Annotated in this window: 12 protein-coding genes and 1 pseudogene; 7 read left to right on the top strand and 6 right to left on the bottom strand. The window is 61.5% G+C overall.

Annotated features, from left to right (window positions below; genetic code table 11):
• Window positions 1–74: 74 nt before the first annotated feature.
• A complete protein-coding gene (locus BLT26_RS00650) occupies window positions 75–1,550 on the bottom strand; it encodes an aminoacyl-histidine dipeptidase (protein WP_091506528.1) in 1,476 nt (491 codons plus the stop codon).
• A 221-nt stretch (window positions 1,551–1,771) separates the two neighbouring features.
• The gene (locus BLT26_RS00645) at window positions 1,772–3,754 is read right to left on the bottom strand and encodes a VacB/RNase II family 3'-5' exoribonuclease (protein ID WP_091506523.1); all 1,983 of its coding nucleotides are present in this window, start codon (window positions 3,752–3,754) and stop codon (window positions 1,772–1,774) included.
• A gap of 301 nt (window positions 3,755–4,055) precedes the next feature.
• On the opposite strand from BLT26_RS00645, the gene BLT26_RS00640 reads away from it, so the two are divergent.
• The 5 genes and pseudogenes from BLT26_RS00640 to BLT26_RS00625 all read left to right on the top strand — a co-directional run bounded on the left by BLT26_RS00640 (window position 4,056) and on the right by BLT26_RS00625 (window position 11,139).
• A complete protein-coding gene (locus tag BLT26_RS00640; RefSeq protein WP_091506520.1) occupies window positions 4,056–5,135 on the top strand; it encodes a Glu/Leu/Phe/Val dehydrogenase dimerization domain-containing protein in 1,080 nt (359 codons plus the stop codon).
• 259 nt (window positions 5,136–5,394) lie between these two features.
• Window positions 5,395–8,226: a M16 family metallopeptidase gene (locus tag BLT26_RS00635; RefSeq protein WP_091506516.1), complete on the top strand. Its 2,832-nt coding sequence runs from the start codon at window positions 5,395–5,397 to the stop codon at window positions 8,224–8,226.
• A 231-nt stretch (window positions 8,227–8,457) separates the two neighbouring features.
• Window positions 8,458–9,381: pseudogene (gene rimK / locus BLT26_RS00630) on the top strand (30S ribosomal protein S6--L-glutamate ligase); the annotation flags it as partial.
• Window positions 9,358–9,672 (top strand): cation:proton antiporter regulatory subunit, encoded by a 315-nt coding sequence (locus BLT26_RS16560; RefSeq protein ID WP_425435262.1) that lies wholly within the window; start codon window positions 9,358–9,360, stop codon window positions 9,670–9,672. The pseudogene rimK and the gene BLT26_RS16560, both read left to right, overlap by 24 nt.
• Window positions 9,673–9,807: 135 nt before the next feature.
• Window positions 9,808–11,139, top strand: a complete 1,332-nt coding sequence (locus BLT26_RS00625) for a mechanosensitive ion channel family protein (protein WP_091506510.1) — start codon at window positions 9,808–9,810, stop codon at window positions 11,137–11,139.
• Window positions 11,140–11,213: 74 nt separating this feature from the next.
• On the opposite strand, the gene BLT26_RS00620 is transcribed toward BLT26_RS00625, so the two are convergent.
• Window positions 11,214–11,828 (bottom strand): glutathione S-transferase family protein, encoded by a 615-nt coding sequence (locus BLT26_RS00620; protein ID WP_091506507.1) that lies wholly within the window; start codon window positions 11,826–11,828, stop codon window positions 11,214–11,216.
• A 101-nt stretch (window positions 11,829–11,929) separates the two neighbouring features.
• On the opposite strand from BLT26_RS00620, the gene BLT26_RS00615 reads away from it, so the two are divergent.
• Window positions 11,930–13,279, top strand: coding sequence for a metal-dependent hydrolase family protein (locus BLT26_RS00615; RefSeq protein ID WP_175452988.1), 1,350 nt, complete (start codon window positions 11,930–11,932; stop codon window positions 13,277–13,279).
• A 10-nt stretch (window positions 13,280–13,289) separates the two neighbouring features.
• Here BLT26_RS00615 and BLT26_RS00610 read toward each other — a convergent pair whose 3' ends face one another.
• The 3 genes from BLT26_RS00610 to BLT26_RS00600 all read right to left on the bottom strand — a co-directional run bounded on the left by BLT26_RS00610 (window position 13,290) and on the right by BLT26_RS00600 (window position 16,565).
• The gene (locus BLT26_RS00610; protein WP_091506503.1) at window positions 13,290–14,459 is read right to left on the bottom strand and encodes a zinc-dependent alcohol dehydrogenase; all 1,170 of its coding nucleotides are present in this window, start codon (window positions 14,457–14,459) and stop codon (window positions 13,290–13,292) included.
• A 222-nt stretch (window positions 14,460–14,681) separates the two neighbouring features.
• The gene (locus BLT26_RS00605; RefSeq protein ID WP_245720535.1) at window positions 14,682–15,407 is read right to left on the bottom strand and encodes an SIMPL domain-containing protein; all 726 of its coding nucleotides are present in this window, start codon (window positions 15,405–15,407) and stop codon (window positions 14,682–14,684) included.
• 60 nt (window positions 15,408–15,467) lie between these two features.
• Window positions 15,468–16,565: a hypothetical protein gene (locus tag BLT26_RS00600; RefSeq protein ID WP_245720534.1), complete on the bottom strand. Its 1,098-nt coding sequence runs from the start codon at window positions 16,563–16,565 to the stop codon at window positions 15,468–15,470.
• 278 nt (window positions 16,566–16,843) lie between these two features.
• Between BLT26_RS00600 and BLT26_RS00595 the strand changes: the two genes are divergently transcribed.
• Window positions 16,844–17,284 carry a VOC family protein gene (locus BLT26_RS00595; RefSeq protein ID WP_091506492.1) on the top strand — a complete coding sequence of 147 codons (441 nt, stop codon included), beginning with the start codon at window positions 16,844–16,846 and terminating at the stop codon, window positions 17,282–17,284.
• Window position 17,285 lies beyond the last annotated feature (1 nt).

The following is a 17,285-nucleotide window of genomic DNA, read 5'->3' as shown; positions in this document are numbered from 1 at the left end:
CTCGTTGGTGTGTAGTTTCCCAGTGGGGGCGGGCCTTATGGCCTCCGCCGGTTTCCCGGCGGGGGCAGGTGGCTCTAGCGGTGGCTGGCCGGTGTGGCCTGGACCACCCGGAGAAAGTAATCCCAGAAATTCGCCACGCTCTGGATATGGGCCCGCTCCTCTGGCGAGTGGGCGCGGCGGATTGTGGGCCCGAAAGAGACCATGTCCCAGTGCGGGTAGGGCTTGGCCAGCAGGCCGCACTCGAGTCCCGCATGGATCACCTTAACCGCCGGCTCTGCGCCGGTCATGTCCTTGTATACGTCTTTCATCAGCGCCAGCAGCGGGGACTGCATGTTGGGCGTCCAGCCGGGATAGGGATTGTCCAGCGAGGTGTCGGCTCCGGCCAGTTGGAAGGTGGCAGCGACGTTGAGGGCATGATCGTCGCGGGCACTGTCGGACAGGCTCCGCACCAGGCACTGGATACGCACCTGGTGATCACTGCCATCGTGCTCGGTGACCACCCGGGCCAGGTTGTTGGAGGTTTCGGCCACACCCTCCAGGTCGCTGCTCATACGCTCCACGCCATTGGGGCAGGCGCGGACCGCGCGCACCAGTCGCTGCTGGGTATCGCGGTCCATTATGCTGGAGGGGGCCTCGGTCTCGTCCAGCGCGATGTCGAGCTTTGCCTCGTTGTCGAGTTCCGCCTTGATCACCGCGCTTTCCTGCAGGACGATCTCCATCAGCCTGCCGGCATTGCCTGCGGGGACAGTAAGGGTGGAGAAGGACTCACGCGGGATGGCGTTGCGCAGGCTGCCGCCGTCCAGGCCGGCAATACGCAGGCCGCTGAGTTCGCGGTGGGCGATGTCGATGATGCGGTTGGCGATCTTGTTGGCATTGCCGCGCCCCTTGTCGATATCGAGGCCGGAATGGCCGCCGCGCAGGCCGCGCACACTAAGCCTGAAGGCCTTGTGATCCGACGGTACTGACTCGGCGGTGTAGGGCATGGAGATATTGATGTCCACGCCGCCCGCGCAGCCCACGTAGAGCTCTCCCTCATCTTCCGTGTCCAGGTTCAGCAGTAGTTCCGCCTCGAAGTGGCCCGGCTGCAGGTGCTTGGCACCGGTCATGCCCGCCTCCTCGTCGATTGTGAGCAGCGCTTCCAGCGGCGGGTGGGGGATGTCGGTGCTCTCCAGCAGGGCCAGTATGGCCGCAACACCAATACCATTGTCAGCACCCAGGGTGGTGCCCTCGGCGGTGACCCAGTCGCCGTCGATATAGGCCTTGATGGGATCCTTCAGGAAGTCGTGGTCGGTATCGGCATTTTTCTGCGGCACCATGTCCACATGGCTCTGCATGGCGAGGGTTTTGCGGTCCTCCATGCCCGGAGTGGCCGGTTTCTTGATGATGACGTTACCGATCTGGTCCAGCTTGACGTCGAGCCCGCGCTCTTTACAGAAATCGATGATGTAAGCCACCACCTTCTCTTCGTGCTTGGAGGGGCGGGGGATTTCGCAGAGTTTCGCGAAATGTTTCCACAGTGGGGTTGGGCTCAATTCGGCAATGGATGACATCTTGGGTCCTTCTTCCTGTTCCTGGGTAAGGTCCCGGCCCGCCCTGATCAAGCGAGCCCGGCAGACGGGCGGCCGGGTTCGTGGCCCGGTCCCGCAATTCGGCGCCAATTATAGGGCCCGCGGGCAGGGGAGTGATAGCTGTGTGCGGCGAGGATACCCGCAGCGCGGACAGGTGGAGCGCAAAGGTGGGAACGCGGCCCCGGTCGGGGCCGCGGTGTGGACTACTCGCTCGCTTCGGCGGCCGCAGGGACCTCTGCCAGCGGTGTCCCGCCACTGAGCAGCTCGAGCGCGATACGCCGCTTGTCGACGTCCACACTGCTCACCTTGACGGTGACCGGTTGCTCCAGGTGATAGCTGTGGTCATTGTGGGTCAGGACCAGGTGCTTGCCATCGAACGCCGGCAGGTTCTTCTTGTCGGTGTTCAGGCGCACGAAGCCGTCGATCCCGTAGTCGTCCAGCCGCACGCCCAGGCCGGCGCCGTTGACGAGGGTGATCTTGCCTGCGAATTCATTGCCAACCTTGTCCTGCATGAACTGGCAGTAGAGCCACTGTTCCAGGGCGCGGTTGGCCTGGCGGCCGCGAACCAGGCTGTCCTGCAGTGTCTCGACCTGGCTGTCGTCCAGCGCTGCTGCCCGCTGTCCCTCTTCCGCGGCACGCAGTACGCGGTGGTTGTGCAGGTCATTGTACTTGCGGATCGGCGAGGTAACCGTGGCATAGGCTGCCAGCCCCAGTCCCAGGTGGGCCCCGGGTGTATTGGCCAGCTGGCCCGGACGCAGCATGCGCTTGAGGACCGCCAGCAGGTTCTGCATCTTCGGCTCGTGGTGGGTTTCAAGGTACTTCACCAGGGCCAGGTAGTTGTCCAGCTGGTGCAGGTCTTTCTCCGCATGCTCTGGGAGGGTCTCTTTCAGCAGGCTCTTGACTTCACCCAGGCGCTCGTCGCGGAAGCCCAGGTGGACCGAGAAGCAGCCCTGCTGCATCGCCGCCAGCTTTTCGCCCACCGCGATATTGGTGGCGAGCATGGCCTCCTCGATCATGCGCTGGGCAACATTCCGCACCTGCTTTTCGATGCGTGCAATCTTGCGCCGTTCGTCCAGGTGGATTTCGTAATCCGGACGATCCTCCATAATCAGCGAGTGGCTGGCCCGGAAGGCGGCACGCGCCTTACTGAGCTCGGCCAGGGCGCGCATGGAGTCGTGTTGCTCTGGCGGCACGGCATCGTCCTCGCCGTCAATGAACCGTGACACCTGTGTGTAACTCAGCTTGTGCCGGGAGCGCACCGCGGCAAACTCATAACGACTGTCCCCGAGGCTGCCGTCGCTGTCGATATCGATATGCAGCACCAGTGCCGGGCGCAACTCGCCCGGCAGCAGGGAGAAAGAGTCCTCGCACAGCTCGCGGGGGAGCATGGGCAGGGTCTCGCCGGGAAGGTACTGGCTGTGGGCGCGCTGGAATGCCTCCTTGTCGAGGGGCGAGCCGGGTTCGATTAGGCTTGAGGGGTCTGCCACCGCAATATGCAGGGTCCAGCCACCCTCCCGGCTGGTCGCGGCAATGGCGTCATCCATATCGCGTGTAGACTCGGCGTCGATAGTGACGAAACCCATGTCGGACTCGTCTTTCCGGCTGGCCGCGACTTCGGAGAGTTTCTCGCGTATCTCCGCGGCCTGTTTCAGCGCGGCGTCGCTGAATTTCTCCGGAAGCCGGTGTTGGGCCACCACGAATGCATGCTCGATACCGGGCATTTCCGGCTTGCCGATCACTTCGACAACCTTCGCCTGCGCCTTGCCGTCCCTGAACGGGTGGCGGATTACCTTGCAGGCGATGAATTCGCCCGGCTGCGCCTTGCCCCGAGCTTTCGGCGGGAGGAAGATCCAGCGGGTGAGACCGTTTTCGCTCGGCTGCACGAAGTGGCCCTGGCCGCGCTGTACATACTGCCCAACCAGGTATTTCAGTTCGCTCTCCAGCAGGTCGTCCAGTTCAGCGGACAGCTTGCCCTTGTCCTCTTCGTTGAGGCATACCCGAACGCGATCGCCCGGGAAGACGCGCTCCATCTCAGGTGGCGGCAGGAAGGCCTCGCGGCCGTCATCGAGCATCACAAAGCCGAACTTGCCGTTGCTGCCGCGGACCCTCCCCTCGGCGAACTCCTTGGTGGAGCGAATATCGGTCTTCAGTTGGGAGAGTTGCTTGAGGGCATCCGGGTTCAGCATGCGGGGAGTCTCTACGGGTCGATTTGGGCGCGGATTCTACCAGACAGGAATCGTGGAACCAGTTTAACCGGGGCGGAAGGTCTCGCAATTGGTGACTGGTGGGCCGGCTCCAGTCTTGCATGACCCTCCATCCTAAAAACGGCCGGACTGTATGACAGATTAGCCCGTTGGGCGGTTGTTTGTGCAAAGATTGCAAACTTTATATCCTGATCATAGATATAATCCTAACTTCGAATAAAAACGCACAAAGGGCTGTGGTTGTTCCCCAGCTGTAGAACCGGTCTCCGGAGAGGAACAAGAAATGAGCATATTTTCCCATTCCGCCTACGACAAGCACGAACAAGTGGCTTTTTACCAGGACGCCAAAAGCGGACTGAAGGCGATTATTGCGGTGCACAACACCAATCTGGGACCCTCGCTGGGCGGCTGCCGGATGTGGCCCTACGCCGATGACGGCGAGGCGCTCGAAGATGTACTGCGCCTGTCGCGCGGCATGACCTACAAATCCGCCATGGCCGGACTGAAGCTGGGAGGCGGCAAGGCGGTGATCATCGGTGACCCGCGCAAGGACAAGACCCCGGAACTGCTGCGCGCCATGGGTGAGTTCATCAACACCCTGGGCGGTCGCTATATCACTGCCGAGGATTCCGGCACCAGTGTCGCCGACATGAAAGTCATCGGCGAGACCACCGAATTTGTCTCCGGCCTGGTCGAGGGTATCGAGACCGGCGGCGACCCCTCACCGTCCACCGCCTATGGTGTGTTCGTGGGCCTGAAAGCCACCGCCAGGCATCGCTGGGGACGCGACGACCTCCAGGGCCTGAAAGTTTCGATCCAGGGCGTGGGTAATGTGGGCTTCCGCCTGGCGAAGCTGCTCAAGGACGCCGGTGCCGAGATCTATGTCACGGACATCTTCCAGGACAATATCGACCGGGCGGTGAATGAGCTGGGAGCCACTGCTGTGGGATCTGACGAGATCTTCGACCTGGACGTGGACCTGTTCGCACCCTGCGCCATGGGGGCCATCCTCAACGACGACACCATTGCCCGCTTGAAGGTGGGCGCGATCGCCGGTGCGGCCAATAACCAGCTGGCCGAGGAGCGCCACGCCGCGGTATTGCGTGAGAAGGGCATTCTCTACGCCCCTGATTATGTCGTTAACGCCGGCGGCATTATCGACGTCTATTACCAGCAGCAAGGCGGGGACTATGACCCGTTGCAGGTGAAGGCACACATCGATCGCATCGGCGACACCATGCAGGAAATCTTTGAGCGTGCCGGGGAAACCGGTGAGACCACCGCCCATGTGGCAGACCGCATTGCCGAGGAACGCTTTGGTCACGAAGATGCGGTAAAAAAAACTGATACCGCCGCAGCCTGAGCGCTGCTGGCCGGGTCCGGCGGCTGACGCCGGACCGGCACTGTAATCACTTCTCCCTCTGGCGATGTATCGTCGTGAAGTCCAACTGAAGTATTTCCCCGGGCGCTGAAGCGCCCGTTTTTTTTGCCCGCCGGATGGGCCAACCCCCCCGGCCGTGTTTGTTGCCTAAACTATCTGTTCCGAGTCTGTGGCGGCTGCAATCCCCCTTGGGTGAGGCAGGCCAGAGACTAATGCCGATAGGGTAACGGGAAATAATTTCATGCCAATGCGATACGCTTTTTCCGTGCTGCTCGCGTCTATCCTGGCGCTGGGGGGATGCGGCGCGCCCGATGATTCCCGGGATGGGAACGGGGAACACCGTGCCCTTTCCGTAGACAAGGAAGCTGCTGCCAGCAGCCGCGCGGCGGCAGAGAGAAAAGAAGCCTATGTCGAAGCTCCGGATATCGAGATCCCCTTCCACCGGGAGGTGCTCGACAATGGCCTGACGGTAATCGTGCACGAGGATCACAAGGCGCCGGTTGTCGCCGTCAATATCTGGTACAAGGTGGGCTCCAAGGATGAGGAGCCGGGCAAGACCGGCTTTGCCCACCTGTTCGAGCACCTGATGTTCAACGGCTCCGAGAACTACCCGGGCGAGTATTTCGAGCCTTTCCAGCGCTCAGGTGCCACCGATATGAATGGCACCACCAACAACGATCGCACCAATTATTTTGAAACCGTGCCCAGGGGAGCGGTAGACATGGCCCTGTGGATGGAGTCCGATCGCATGGGGCATTTCCAGGGGGCCATTAGCCAGGAAAAGCTCGATGAACAGCGCGGTGTGGTGAAGAACGAGAAGCGCCAGAGCGAAAATGCCCCTTACGGCGAGGCCTTCGAGACAATCGCCCGCAGCACCTTCCCCCCGCACCATCCCTACTCATGGACCACCATTGGTTCCATGGAGGACCTGGACAACGCCAGCCTGGAGGACGTCAAGCAGTGGTTTGCTGATTACTACCAGCCTGCCAATGCCATTTTGGTGATCGCCGGGGATATCAAGGTCGACGAGGCCATGGCCAAGGCGCGCAAGTATTTCGCCGATATTCCCAGCACCACCGTGCCGCGACGACTGGAGAACTGGGAGCTGCCGGTGCAGCCGGACAAGCGCGAGGTACTGACTGACCAGGTGCCGCAGACGCGGATCTACAAAGTGTGGAATGTCCCCGCGGTGGGCAGCGAGGAGGAAAATGCCCTGGAGCTGATGACTTCGCTGCTGGCAAATCGCAACAATTCCCTGCTGTACCGGCGCCTGGTGCGCGAAGAGCAGGTGGCCACCGGTGTCAGCGCATACTATTACGGGCGCCAGTTGGCGGGGCAGCTGATGATCATGGTCGACGTCAAGCCCGGTGTGCCGGTGGCAAGGGTGGAAAAGCTCCTCGACGAGGAGTTACGGGAATTCGCCAACGCCGGAGTGAGTGCCGCTGAACTGCGCCGGATCAAGCAGAGCGAGTTTGCGGGGCTGGTCAAGGGGCTGGAAAAAATCGGTGGTTTCGGCGGCAAGAGCGATATTCTGGCCCGGTCCGAATTTTACTACGGCGATCCCGGCGCCCTGGTCGCTGGCCTGGAAGACTACGCGCGGGTATCGGCACTGGACGTGCAGAAAGTCGCCCAGCGATGGTTGACCCCGGAGAGTTACACCCTGGTCATCAAGCCCCGGGCTGAATACCAGGCCGCCGACGAAGGGGCCGATCGCAGCAGCCTCCCGCCGGTGGATAAAACGGTCGAACTGGAATTACCCGAACAAAGGGAGTTCACACTCGACAACGGCCTGCGCGTGGTGCTGGCCGAGCGCCACGATACCCCGGCGGTGTTCATGAACCTGCAGTTTCGTAGCGGCGCGGCGGCAGACGGCGATAAGCCGGGCCTGGCCTCACTCGCTGCGCGGATGCTGAGCGAGGGGGCGGGCAAGTACGACAGCCTCGCTTTCAGCAGCCGACAGGAGGAACTGGGGGCGAGTATCAGCGCTGATAGCGGCCTGGATTACAACAACATCACCTTCAGCGCCCTGACCTCACAGCTAGAGCCCTCGCTGGAGCTGTTGGCAGAAGTAGTGCAGGAACCGCTGTTCCCGGAGGAGGACCTGGCCCGGGTAAAGTCCAACCGCATCGATGCAATCGCCCAGGAAAAGGCCCAGCCCCAGGGGTTGGCCCTGCGCGAGCTGCCGCCATTGTTGTTCGGGCAGGGGCATCCCTACGGCGCGCCACTGACCGGCTCCGGCACCGTTGAGGGCATCCGGGCGGTTACCCGCGACGACCTGGTGAAATTTCACAATACCTGGTTGCGTCCCGACAATGCAGTGCTCACGGTGGTGGGTGATGTGACTGCCGAGAAGCTGAAAGCCATGCTCAATGACACGCTCGGGGGCTGGAAGGCGCCGGAGGGTGAGGTACCGCAGATCGATGTCGCCGAGGTGGAGCGCCCGTCGCAGCCAAGGGTCTACCTGCTTGACCGGCCGGGAGCAAAGCAGAGTTATATACTCGCCGGGCTGGTGATCCCCCCTTGGCAACCCGAGGGCGCGGAGGCTTTCGATGCCATGGCCAGCGTCATTGCCGGTAAGTTTACCTCGCGGGTGAACATGAACCTCCGGGAAGACAAACACTGGTCCTACGGCGCGCAGGCCGTGTCGCTGGATACCGAGGCGCAGAGGCCTTATGTTCTGTTTGCCCCCGTGCAGACCGACAAGACCGCCGCGGCGATCAAAGAGCTGCTCCGTGAGTACAAAGAGTTCCTGGGTGATCAACCCATAACGGAACAGGAGCTGGCAGATTATCGCGACGACGAGGTGCTCAAGCAGAGCGCCCGCTTCCAGACCAAGGCACAGTTGCTTTCGAGCATCGCCTGGCAGGTGGAGAAGGGCCTGCCACCCGAATATATCGCCAACTACCCCCAGCGCGTGGGGGCGCTGACCCGGGACGACGTAATGACAGCGGCCAGGGAAGTACTCGAGCCCGGGCAGTTCACCTGGGTGGTCGTCGGTGACCTTGACGAGATCCGCGAGGAAGTAGAGGCACTGGATATCGGGCCGGTCACCGTGCTGCCGGGTGAATCCTGAGGAGCTCTCCCGTCACCCTCCGGTAGGCGAGATTGGCGTTTTCTCCGTTTTCTACTAGGCTGGGAACTGATCCTGTTTATCCCGCGCGCCCCGGTCGCGCCGGGGCAGCGAATAATAAAGCGAGATACGCAATCCGGGGGCTTCCTCCTCATTGGTAATTGTGGTTGCGTTCTCGACCAGTCAATCCGGGCGAGCATGAGACCTGCCCGCCCCATAATAAAGGTGGCCACCATGAAGCTTGCGATCCTTTCCCGCTCCCCCAAATGCTACAGCTCCATGCGGCTGCAGGAGGCTGCACAGAACCGTGGGCATGATGTGCAGGTACTGGACACCATCAAATTCGCCATCGACCTGAAGAGGGGGGCGCCGGACCTGTTCTACCGGCAAAAGCAGATCGAGGATTACGACGCCGTGCTGCCGCGTATTGGTGCCTCGATAACCTATTACGGCACGGCAGTGGTGCGCCAGTTCCAGGAGATGGACGTGTTTTGCGCCAATACTGCCCACGGTATCAACAACTCCCGTGACAAGCTCCGCAGCCTGCAGTTGCTCAGCCGGCACCATATCGGTATTCCGCAGACCACCTTCGTTCACAACAAGAAAGATGTGCTGCCGGCCATAGAACGGGTTGGTGGTGCGCCGGTAGTGATCAAGCTGATCGAGGGCACCCAGGGCATCGGTGTACTGCTGGCGGAAACCGTAAAGCAGGCAGAGGCCATTATCGAGCTGTTACAGGCCCAGAAGCAGAATGTGCTGATCCAGAAATTTGTTGCAGAGAGCAAGGGGCGGGATATTCGTGCCTTTGTTGTGGGTGATCGCGTTGTCGCGGCCATGCGGCGAGTCGCGCAGGGGCAGGAGTTTCGCAGCAATGTGCATCGGGGCGGCATCGCCGAGCCGGTGGAGTTGCCGCAGGAATATATCGATACCGCAGTGCGGGCGACGCAGATCATGGGACTGCAGGTGGCCGGGGTGGATATGCTCGAGGGCAAGACAGGCCCCCAGATCATGGAGGTCAACTCATCGCCCGGCCTCGAGGGCATCGAGACCTGCACCGGCCTGGATGTGGCCGGCGCGGTGATCGAGTACATCGCAGCACAGGTGGATTTCCCTGAAATCGATGTGCGCCAGCGCCTGACGGTAAGCAAGGGCTACGGGGTCAGTGAAATCTATATTCCCGAGGGATCCAGGTTTGTCGGCCGCACCATTCAGGAAACCAGGCTGTATGAGCATGATATCAACGTGCTGACACTCTACCGGGGCAACAAGGTGATCCCGAACCCGAAGCCGCAGCGGGAGCTGGAGCCGAACGACAAGCTGCTCTGCTTCGGTAAGCTGGAGGCCATGCGCGGCATGGTGCCGGCCAAGACCCGGCGCCGGCGCCAGCCCGACATTGCCAGCCTGCCCGAGGATGCGGTTTCGGTCGCCGACGTGGAGTCGGTCGATTAGGACACCCGGCGCCGGCCGCCAGGTACCCGGGTTACCGTTGACGTGTTTTAATGGGTCCTCTAGGACAGCGGGAGGGCGCCGGTAGAACCCTCGCGCTTGATAACCTCGATGAATTTTGCCTGAGTGGTAGGGATTATGGAGAGCGGGGAACTGCTGGATCGGTTTGTGCAGCGGGTGGGTGAATTGCTGGCATCCACCAGTGAAGCCAGTGTCCTCAGCCAGGTTGGCATCATTGCGGGTGTTTACGCGCTCGCCTTTGTTGTTACCCACCGCCTGCAGCGCTACGTTCCCGCCCTTCGCCGCCCACCGCAGTCGCCGGAGCTGCACCCACTGCGAATGATGGCCTATCGCTGTGGACGCCTGCTGTTTCCGCTGCTCGCCATCGTCTTGCTGAAAGTGGCGGTGGTGTTTATTCCCCAGTTTATCGGCCAGAGCTGGGTCGTACAGACAGCGCTCGCGGTGGCGATCATCCTGCTGTTCAATTCCTTCGTGCGGGTGGTGGTCACCAATCCCGCGGCCGCCCACATTTTCCGCTGGGTTGGCATGCCTATCCTGTTCCTGTACGTGGTCGGGGCACTGGATGACATCGTGCAGGTCCTCGATGCGATGGCGGTGGAGATTGGCAATATCCGCCTGTCGGCTTACGGGATCGCCCGCACTGTCATTTTCGGCTCGCTTCTGTTCTGGCTGGGTCGCGTCTCCAACTCCACCGGCCAGAACATCATCCGCAAGCAGGAGACCCTGGACTTCCGCACCCGTGAGGTGGCGGCCAAGCTGTTTGAGATTGGCCTGTTCACTCTCGTCGCGCTGTTAATCCTGCAGTTGATGGGAATCAACCTCACCGCGTTGGCCGTATTCGGGGGCGCGGTCGGCGTGGGGGTCGGTTTCGGGCTGCAGACGATTGCCTCCAACTTCATTTCCGGCATCATCATCCTGCTGGACCGGTCGGTGACGGTAGGCGACTACATCGAACTTGAGGATGGTCGCACAGGCCTGGTTACCCGCTTGAATATGCGCTCTACCACCCTTGAGACCTTTGATGGCAAGGATATCGTGGTTCCCAATGAGAAGTTTGTTTCCAATTCCTTTATCAACTGGACCCACAAAAACAAGAAACAGCGCTACCGCGTCGATTTTTCCGTGAGCTACAGCACCAACATCCGCGAGATGGTGGAAATCATCAAGGCGGCAGTGGCTTCCCATCCCCAGGTGCTCAGTGGGGACCACCTGCCTCTCGAGGAGCGACCGGACTGCGAGATCGACAGTTTCGGTGACAGCGGAGTGAATATGTTCGTGGAATTCTGGATGGAGGGCATTGATGACGGGCGCAACCGCGTCGGCGGGGACCTGCTGCTGATCATATTCGAGACGCTGCAGCGCCACGGTATCGAAATTCCCTTCCCGCAGCGGGATGTGCGTGTGGTCAGTACCCGCAAGACCTCCGCCTCCGAGGTGCTTTCCACCTAGCCGCTTAGCCGCGCGCGGGCGAGCCAGGGGTATACCTCATACCTGGCTTGCTGGCACCGTTACCCGGCGGTGGGCTAGGCCCGGGCGCTGGGCCGCTCGTTCAGTTCGTCGCGCCAGCGTTTCAGGTGCGGGTGCTTGTCTGCACTGGGACGCAGGTTAACCACCTTGCCGAAGTCCAGGGCACAGACCATGCCGATATCGGCGACGGAATAGTAGTCGCCCGCCAGGTAGCGGTTGTCGGCCAGGTGGCGGTCCAGCTCGTCAAAGAATGCCAGTGCCTTGCGGCCGCATTCCTCACCATACTCCGGGAAGGTTGTCATACGGTCGGCGAAGAAGCCGGTTGTGTGCTGGAAGCACATGCCGACGTTCACCATCAGGTTGAACTCGGCGCGGCGGTTCCACATCTCCACCCTGGCCCTCTCTTTTGCGTCGCGGCCGAACAGCGGTTGCTCTGGGTAGAGCTCCTCCAGGTAGCGCTTGATGGCTACGGACTCGGCGATGGTGGTGCCGTCATCCAGCTCCAGCACCGGGACCTTGCCGTTGAAATCCTTGCGGCGGTAGTCATCGGTGCGATTTTCGCCGCGGGCGATATCCACCGGCACGAACTCAACCCCCTCGATTCCCTTCTCGGCCAGAAACATGCGCACCCGGCGGCAATTGGGTGCCTGTGCGTATTCATAGATCTTCATGGGGCATTTCTCTCTGCATTGGGAATAGGGTAGATTGTGCGGTCATAGGCCCACTCGACACAAGAACAACCAAGGCTAAGCCAGTCGTAAAAGGTGTAACAATGAGCACAACTACCAAAAGGGGGCGCTTCGGCATACGCGCCGCGATATTTACCTCGGTTTTACTTGCGACCCTGGGGGCCGCGCAGGCCTCGGCAGAATCGCTGGCGATCTATGCTGGCAAAATGTTCGATAGCGAATCCGGTGAGATCCTGGAAAACCGCACAATTCACGTGGTTGATGGCCGCATAGAGTCTGTCCAGAAGGGATTCGCCAAGCGCGACCGGGAAAAGCTGGTGGACCTGCGCGGCTACACGGTACTTCCGGGCCTGATGGACATGCACACCCACCTGGTGACCGAATTCGGGCCGCGCACCTATGTCGAGCGCTTCACCTGGAATCCGGCTGACTACGCCCTGCGTGGCGTGGATACCGCGCATCGTACCCTGATGGCAGGCTTCACCACCGTGCGGGACCTGGGTGATACCGGCAACGTGACCGTGAGCCTGCGGGAGGCCATCGGCAATGGCACTGTCGACGGGCCCCGTATTTTTACTTCCGGCAAGTCCATTGCCACCACCGGCGGCCACGCGGATCCGACCAATGGCTACCGCATTGACCTGATGGGCCAGCCCGGTCCGGTTGAAGGTGTCGTGAACGGGGTTGCCAGTGCTCGCGAAGCCGTGCGGCAACGCTACAAGGACGGTGCCGACCTGATCAAGATCACCGCTACCGGCGGTGTCCTGAGCGTGGCCAAGAGTGGCCAGAATCCGCAATTCATGAAAGACGAGCTGGAAGCCATCGTGAGTACGGCGAAGGACTATGGTTTTACGGTAGCGGTCCACGCCCACGGCAAAGAGGGCATGGAGCGGGCGATCCGGGCGGGGGTCGATTCCATTGAACACGGGACCTACATGGATGGCGAAACCATCGAGCTGATGCGCCGCCATGGCACCTGGTATGTGCCCACACTGCTGGCCGGCGACTGGGTCACCGAGAAATCCAGGGTGGAAGGTTTCTTCCCCGAAATTGTCCGGACCAAGGCCGCCACCATCGGGCCGCTTATCAGGGACACCTTCGCCGAAGCTTACCGGCGCGGGGTCAAGATTGCCTTCGGCACCGACAGTGGAGTCAGTCGTCACGGTGACAACGCGCAGGAGTTTGCGCTGATGGTGGCCGCCGGCATGACACCTGCCGACGCCCTGCGGAGCGCGACCTGGAACGCCGCCGAGCTGTTACAGGTACAGGACCAGCTGGGCAGCATCAGCGCGGGCAAGCATGCCGATATCATCGCGGTGGCCGGCGACCCGCTGCAGGATATCACCCAGCTTGAGCGGGTCCGCTTTATCATGAAGGGCGGCAAGATTTACAAGCGGCCCGCCGCGCCGCGGAAGGCGACGGCGGGCCAGTAAGCGGGGATGCCTAGGGAGTGAGGAAGACCTTGATGCAGCCGTCCCGCTTCTCGGAAAAGGCCTTGTAAAGCTCCGGTCCCTCGTCGAGTCCGGCCCGGTGGGTGATGATTGCCGATGGGTCGATATCGGCATTCTCAATACGCTTTAGTAGCGGCGCCAGGTAGCGTTGCACGTGGGTCTGGCCGCTCCTGAGCGCCAGCCCCTTGTTCATCAATGCCCCGAAGGGCAGCTCCACTGTCTTCGCATAGACCCCGGGCACCGACAGGGTGCCGCCCTTGCGGCAGGCCATGATCGCCTGCGCCAGCACGTCGGGGTGGTCGGGCTTGTCACCAGGCTTGCTGGCCCCCTCCGGGGTAACGGCCGGCTTGTCCCCGTGTCCGTGGGCTTCGGCCCCCACGGCATCGATACACCGGTCAGGGCCGCGGCCGCCGGTCATCTCCGCAAGTCGCTCCAGCACATCCTCTGAGCTGAAATCGATGGTCTCGGCGCCGCCGAAATCCCGGGCCAGGGCCAGGCGCTCGGGCACGCAGTCGATCGCGATCACCCGTCCGGCCCCCAGCATGAATGCACTGCGGATGGCGAACTGCCCCACGGGTCCGCAACCCCAGATGGCGACAGTGTCGCCATCCTCAATAGCGCAGTTCTCTGCCGCCATATAGCCGGTCGGGAAGATGTCAGACAGGAACAGCACCTGATCATCCCGCAGGTCGCTGTCAATACGGATGGGCCCCACGTCGGCATAGGGCACCCGCACATACTCGGCCTGGCCGCCGGCGAAGCCGCCGGTCAGGTGGGAGTAGCCGAACAGGCCGGCAGTCGCGTGTCCCAGCGCCTGGCGCGCGACCTCCGGCTTGCGGTTTGAGTTGTCGCAGAGGGAATAGAGGTCACGGTCGCAGAAGAAACAGTCGCCGCAGGCGATGGTGAACGGAACCACTACGCGATCGCCCACCTTCATTTTCCGGACCGCGGAGCCGGTTTCGACGATCTCGCCCATAAATTCATGGCCGAGAATGTCGCCCTCATGCATTTCCGGTACCACCCCATTGACCAGGTGCAGGTCCGAACCGCAGATGGCGGTGGCGGTGACCTTGATGATGGCGTCGTGATCGTTCTCGATTGACGGGTCATCCGTGGTTTCGGCTCGTATGTCGCCGATGCCGTGCCAGACCAGTGCGCGCATATTCTCTGCTCCTTTAAATTGATGGGCGTATGAGGAAAATGTAGGTCACCGGGAGAAAACTGATACATAGCTCTCACCGACAAATGCTGGCTGCGCGGTCTGCGGTGTAGGCAGGGCAAAGGCTTTGTAGTCGGGAACGGAAGAAGGGGGGAGGGGGAAGGGGAGAGGGCCCGGGGGAAGCAGGGAAATGGGCGGGCCCGCGGGCCCGCACCGCCCAAGCAGTCAGTCCACGAGTTCGAACACCAGCTCCAGGTTGACCGATACGGTGGTCTCACCCGGCGCCACCGGCGTACGTGCATCGGCGGAGGCCATTTCTGCACGCATCATCGGGCGCGGCATACCACCCTGGCTGCCCTCTGAGATACTTACGATGCGGGCGACCTTCATATCCAGCGCGCCGGCATAGGCCTCGGCCCGCTCCCTGGCCTGTTGCAGGGCTTTCTCCCGGGCTTCGGCCCGCAGGGGCTCCGGCTCGCCGATGGAGAAGCTTGGTCCGTAAATATTGTTGGCACCGGCTTCGGCCATCTTGTCCAGAACCTCACCCAGTTCATCCACCTCTCGCACCGTGATGCGCACGGTGTTGCGCGCCATATACCCGGTGATCTGGCGGTTCGGGCCCTGGTTGTCTGGCCGGGCCGCGTAGCGCGGCGTCAGGCTGATGCCGCTGGTCTGGACATCCTTTTTGTCGATGCCCGCCTTCGCGATTGCGTCAATCAGTTTCTCCATCTGCTCGGCGTTGGCTTTCATGGCCTCGTTACTTTCCGTGGCCTCGGTTACTACACCTGCGGAAATCTCGGCCACGTCCGGTACCTTGCTGGCTTCACCCTGGGCAGAGATGCTTACCAGGGTCCCGGTCGGTTGACCCTCGACGCCGTTGCCACAGCCGCCGCTTAGCGCCAGCAGGGCGGCCAGCAGGCCGCCGCCAATCCACTTAGTTGTTCTCTGCATTGCTATCTCCCTGTTGTTTCCTGAATGCTTATCCGAGAGCTTCATTCATTCTCACCGTGTTTAACTGAATACACGCTGAAAGGTTTCGTCCGCTGCGTGGTAGATGGCGAACCCGAGTCGCAGTAACTGTTGCCGCCGGTCACACAATACCCCGCGTGAATGCAGTTCGGCCTGCAGGTCTTCCGACTTTTGTGCCGTGGTGCAATCGAAGGTGAAAAAGTGGCCGTGGCCATTGTCCAGGTCGTGATGGATCAGGTTGTCGCGATTCAGGAGAGGGTGCCCGGCGGCATCCATGCTGGCCAGGAAGCGCTGCTGTGATTGTTGGACGTACTCGTGAATGCCTTCCACCGTCACACCCTCCTGCTCGTACAGCTCGAGGATCGCCAGCGCCTTGTACAGGGTAGAGTAATCCATGGTGGAGCCCGCGAAGCGCAACCAGTTGTCGGCAAAGCTCACCTGGTCGGCACGGTTCTCCAGCTCCTCCAGGTCGGCGAACCAGCCGGTATAGCGCGGCCTCAGCTTGCAGCCGGCCGGGATGCTCATGAAACACAGGCCTTCGCCAGCGCCCTGGTATTTGTAGGAGCCGGCGGTATAGAACACCTTGTCGGCGACCGGCCCCAGGTCTGTGGGCAGGGCGAAGTAGCCGTGGTAGCCATCGATCACGAACTCGGTTCGTTCCGGCTTGCGCGCGGCAATCCCGGCGAGATCCGGGAAAACCACTCCGGAGTCGAAGAATACCTGGCTGGCGTAGGCCAGCTCGTAGTTGCCCCGGTGCAGCTCCTGCTCGAAACGCTCGGCCAGGGTCGCGTAGGGTTCCTTGTGGATGCGCGTCACCTCGATATTACTGTCTTCCTCCAGCCGGTGAAGCTGTCGGGCAAAGCTGTAGAATTCGCCATCCGTCGTCAGGATACGAAGCGGCCGGGACGGGTCAAAGGCACTTACCAGGCGATAGACCAGCTCGTGGGTATTGGGAGCTATGGCGATGCGTTCGGGCGCCGGGAGATTGAGCACCCGTGCCACCGCTGCCTGCCAGGCGGGAATTTTCTCTTCAAACAGCGGGCCCCATTTGGCATCTGCCTGTGTGGCGGAGTCGTTCCAGTACTGCTTTACGGCCTCGTAGGTGACATCCGGCCAGTAGTGATGGGAATGACAGGCCATATGCAGTGGCGCTCCGGCGCCGGAGCCCGCGCTTTGAGCCGCACCCTCAAGGAACCGGCGGAAGTATTTCTGGTACATTTGGTTCTGGCATCCGTGATTTACAAGCTTTAATTTACCGCGCGATTGTAGCCGGTTTGACTTCGCGCCGACATCCGCGATCTGGCACATGGGCTGGCCGGGCCTATTGACGCGATAGGCGATTCCTATTGGATTCCCGGATACTGTCCCAATGAAATACGCGCATCTTTTAACCAATAATCGCCTGGAGGCGTCATACGATGGAATACCTGCACACCATGGTCCGGGTTTCGGATCTTGAGGAGTCCCTCCGTTTCTATTGTGAAAAGCTGGGACTGCAGGAAGTCCACAGGAAAGACAGTGACAAGGGACGTTTTACCCTGGTCTTCCTGGCCGCGCCCGGGGACGCCGAGAGTGCGCGGGAGAACAAGGCCCCGCTGCTGGAGCTGACCTACAACTGGGATCCGGAGAGCTATGGCGGCGGGCGCAATTTTGGCCATCTGGCCTACCGTGTGGATAATATCTATGCCATATGCCAACGCCTGATGGACGAAGGGGTAACCATTAACCGCCCGCCGCGGGACGGTCACATGGCATTTGTACGCTCACCGGATGGCATTTCCATTGAGCTGCTGCAGAAAGGGGAGGCGCTGGAGCCGCAGGAGCCCTGGGCTTCAATGGAAAACACCGGCACCTGGTAAG

The organism is Microbulbifer yueqingensis (assembly GCF_900100355.1).
Taxonomy (GTDB): Bacteria; Pseudomonadota; Gammaproteobacteria; order Pseudomonadales; family Cellvibrionaceae; genus Microbulbifer; species Microbulbifer yueqingensis.
The sequence above is the reverse complement of the archived record's forward strand: the minus strand, read 5'-3'. Positions and strand labels throughout refer to the sequence as shown.